Annotated in this window: 1 protein-coding gene and 3 pseudogenes; 2 read left to right on the top strand and 2 right to left on the bottom strand. The window is 67.4% G+C overall.

All coding sequences use genetic code 11. The annotated features are described in order from the left end of the window. Positions 1 to 92: 92 nt before the first annotated feature. Positions 93 to 551: pseudogene (locus ACWD35_RS44965) on the bottom strand (transposase); the annotation flags it as partial. Positions 552 to 661: 110 nt separating this feature from the next. Here ACWD35_RS44965 and ACWD35_RS44960 point away from each other — a divergent pair. Next, positions 662 to 2,000, top strand: a pseudogene (locus tag ACWD35_RS44960) (NF041680 family putative transposase). Positions 2,001 to 2,018: 18 nt separating this feature from the next. Here ACWD35_RS44960 and ACWD35_RS44955 read toward each other — a convergent pair. Next, a protein-coding gene (locus ACWD35_RS44955) for an IS5 family transposase (RefSeq protein WP_451357096.1) occupies positions 2,019 to 2,845 on the bottom strand; the annotation gives its coding sequence in 2 pieces (ribosomal slippage) (positions 2,019 to 2,485 and positions 2,485 to 2,845; 828 coding nt in all). Positions 2,846 to 2,968: 123 nt separating this feature from the next. On the opposite strand from ACWD35_RS44955, the pseudogene ACWD35_RS44950 reads away from it, so the two are divergent. Next, positions 2,969 to 3,919, top strand: a pseudogene (locus tag ACWD35_RS44950) (ISAzo13 family transposase); the annotation flags it as partial. Positions 3,920 to 4,113: the final 194 nt, after the last annotated feature.

Raw genomic sequence — 4,113 nt, 5'->3', positions numbered from 1 at the left:
ACTCCGATGCTCAACCGCCCGGATCACCAACCTCGTCCAAGCGATACTCACGCTGCATCTGACCAGCTCAGGGTGAGGTTGGAAAACGCTCACTGCTGGGTGAGGCGGGTGACCGTCGCTGCCGACAGGCCGGCCGTGGAGCCGAGGAACTGCTCGAGGGCGGGCACGAAGTCGCCGGAGGACAGGCCGTGGAGATAGAGCAGGGGCAGCACTTCGCTGATCTTGGGGGACTTGCGGCACCAGGGCGGCAGGATCGCCGAAGAGAACCGCTTGCGCTCGCCGGTCGCCTCGTCGACGCGCTTGTCGTTCACCCGCGGCGCCTTCACCTCGACCGTCCCGGCCGCGGTGGTGACCTTCCTGGGCTGGTGATAGCCGTTGCGGACCACCATGCGGCGTCCGCGTTCATCACGCTGATCGGTCAACTCTGCTATGTAGGTGTTGACTTCGGCCTCCAGGGCGGCGGCCAGCATCCGCCTCGCACCCTCGCGGACGATGTCGTCGATCAGGGAGCCGGTCTCGGTCGTTCCATCGGCATTCACTACGCTCAGCACGGGCGTGCCTTCCCGACCGACGGTGCAACGTCGGCCTACTCGATGACCAGAAGTCGATCACTCGGGAAGGTACGCCCTTCGCGTCCCAGCCCGAGGCCGATCCACAGGTCATGAGCATTGCTCCCGACGCCTTGTTCGAGCTGAGTGACGCCTTGCTAAGTGCGGACGGCCCGGTGAAGACGTTGGTCGAACTGTCCCTGGCACCTGAGCACCGGCGCGGACATGGCGCGTTGTACAGCGGGCTGAACCACGGGCGCCTGGATCTGTCCCGGCTGCGCAGGGCACTGGCAGGATTGCAGCTTCCCCGGACGGCGGAGGGGCGGCTGGTCCTGGCGGTCGATGTGAGCAACTGGCTGCGGCCGGATGTTCTGCCACACATACGGCCGGGGCAGGGGCTCGGCGCAGATGATCCCCGGGTGGCCCTACTCCTTCGTCGCCGCCCTGGAGCAGGGTCGGACATCGTGGACGGCCCTGCTGGACGTGGTCCGGCTGTGTCCGTGGGACGACATCATCACGATCACCGCCGCCCAGGTCCGGGAAGTGTTCCAGCGGCTGTATGTGGCAGGCCAGTGGCAGATCGGTGACCCGCCCGTCCTGGTCGTCGTCGATGCCGGCTACGACGTGACCCGCCTGGCTTTCCTGCTCGCGGACCTGTCCGTTGAGCTGCCGGGCCGCATGCGTTCGGACCGCGTCCTGTACTTCCCGCCCTCGCCGCAGCCGGCGGGCAAACGCGGGCGCAAGCCCAAGCGCGGGGCGGAGTTCAAGTTCGAGGATCCGGCCACCCAGCCAGTCCCGTCCGTCACCACGCTGAGCGACACCACCCACTGCGGGAAAGCCGTCGCCACTGCCTGGGACCGCCTGCACCCGCTACTGGTCCGGCGCTCGGCCTGGGCCGACCACCCCGAAGGAGAGCTGCCGGTCATCGAAGGCACCGTCATCCGTCTTCGGGTCGACCGCCTCCGTGGAGAGCGCAGTCCCCGGCCGGTCTAGCTGTGGTGGTCGGCCACCGCTGCTACCGCTGTGGATGTGGACCGGCTCTGGCAGGCATTCCTGCGCAGATTCGATCTTGAGCACACCTTCAGGATGTTCAAGCAGACGTTGGGGTAGACCACTCCCAAACTCCGCGAGCCGGCCGCCGCCGATCGCTGGACCTGGCTCGTCATTGCCTCACACGCCCAACTCCGCCTGGCCCGGCCCCTCGCAGAAGACCTCTGCAAACCCTGGGAACGGCCCGCACGCCAAGGGCGCCTCACCCCCGCACGCGTCCGTCGAGGTTTTCGCCGCCTACACAGGAAAGCCCCTCATCCGGCCAGCGCACCGAAACTCACCATCGCAGGCCCCGGCCAGCCATCCGGCGTGAAGAACAATCGCCGTGCACGCGAGCACCCTGTCGGGAAACAGGGCAAACCGGACCTCGCGGCAGCCGCCGCAAGCAGCACAGCTGCATAAACGCCAAGCTAAGAACTCCTAACAAAGTGTGAGGTTCCTCAGCCGGCGCCAGCAGATGATGCTGCAGGCCAGGCTGAGGAAGGCTTCATGGATGTCGTCGCGGATCTCCCACCGTATGCGCAGGCGGCGGAACCAGTGCAGCAGCGCGAAGCTCTGCTCCACCACCCATCGGTGTACGCCGAGTCCTGAGCCGTGTTCGGTGCCGCGGCGGGCGATGATCGGGGTGATGCCCACGGCCCGGACCTGCTTGCGGTACTTGTCGTGGTCGTAGCCGCGGTCGGCGTAGAGCTTGTCCGGCCGTCGGCGGGGCCGTCCGCGTCGGCCGCGTACCGGCGGGACGGCCTGGATGAGTGGCATCAGCTGAGTGACGTCGTTGCGGTTCCCGCCGGTCAGCGAGACCGCCAGGGGGATGCCGTGCGCTTCGGTGATCAGATGGTGTTTCGAGCCCGGCCGGGCACGGTCGACCGGGCTCGGGCCGGTTTTGGGCCGCCCTTCATGGCCCGCACGTGGGAGCCGTCGATCACCGCCCTGGACCAGTCCAGCGCGCCGGCGGCATGCAACTCGGCCAGCAGCTGTTCATGCAGACGCTGCCATACACCCGCGTCGTTCCAGTCCCTCAGACGACGCCAGCACGTCATGCCCGAGCCGAAGCCCAGCTCCTGGGGCAGGAACTCCCACGGAATGCCGGTGTACAGCACGAACAGGATCCCTGACAGGACCTTCCGGTCGTCCAGACGCCTGCGTCCCGGGTGATCCACGCGACGCGGCACGACGGGAAGCAGCGGCTCGATCCGTGCCCACAACTCATCGGACACGATCCACGGCGGCCGTTCCCCCCTACGCATGTACCAGCCAACAACCTGACGGGGCAACACATTCCAAGGCCATCAAGGCCATTCTGTTAGGAGTTCTAAGGGCGTGCAGATTTTTAACTCGTGGCTTTCCGTTCGGTGGCTCGTTGGTCTGGCATGAGCGGGTTGGATGGGCAACGGGCCGTGCTGGCAGCCAAGTTCGAGGTGATTCTGCCGCATCTGGACGAGCGGCAGCGTCGTCTGCTGATAGGGGCGGAGGCTCGGTCGCTCGGCCACGGCGGAATCAGGGCGGTGGCCCGTGCCGCCGGTGTTCGTGAGGCCACTGTGTCTGCCGGAGTGCGGGAACTCGACTCCGGAGAGGCTCCGTTGGGACGCATCCGCCGGCCCGGCGCTGGCCGCAAACGCATCGTCGACCGGAACCCGGCCGTTCGGGAGGCACTCCTCGCGCTGGTCGAGCCCGACGTCCGCGGAGATCCCATGTCGCCGCTGCGCTGGACCACCAAATCCACCCGCAAGCTCGCCGGGGAATTGACCCGGCAGGGCCACAGGATCTCTGCAGACACGGTGGGCGACCTTCTGCGCGAGGAGGGCTTCAGCCTGCAGAGCAACGCCAAGACGCTGGAAGGCAAGCAGCACCCCGACCGGGACGCCCAGTTCCGCTACCTCAACGAGCAGGCCCGCGACCACCAGGACTGCGGGGCTCCGGTGATCAGCGTGGACACGAAGAAGAAGGAACTGGTCGGCCCGTTCAAGAACAACGGCCGTGAATGGGAGCCGAGAGGCGAGCCGGTGCGGGTCGACACCCACGACTTCCCCGACCGCGAGCTGGGCAGAGCGGTGCCCTACGGCATCTACGACGTCGCCGCGAACACCGGCTGGGTCAACGTGGGCACCGACCACGACACCGCCGCGTTCGCCGTCGAGTCGATCCGCCGATGGTGGAACGGAGCCGGGCGGGCCACCTACCCGACGGCCGACCGGCTGCTGATCACTGCCGATGCCGGCGGCTCCAACGGGTATCGCACCCGCACCTGGAAGACTGAACTCGCCCGGTTCGCCGCTGAGGCCGGCCTGACGGTCACCGTCTGCCACCTGCCTCCCGGCACTCAATGCCGTTGCTTGAGATCGGCAAGCAGTTCGCGGTGACATTGGAGGAGTGGAGTCGTTGGGCCCGGTATGCATCCGTGGGTGGGGTTGTCCGATCACGTGCGGCTGGGGGCGGTGACCCGGTGGGTGACGCCGGAGCTCATCACTGAGGCGCTGGGGAAATGCGGGGTCCGTGACAAGAAGCCGGGGGCGCT

It is taken from the genome of Streptomyces sp. NPDC002671 (genome assembly GCF_053592475.1).
Note: the sequence above shows the minus strand (reverse complement) of the source record. Positions and strands in the feature narration are given on the sequence as shown.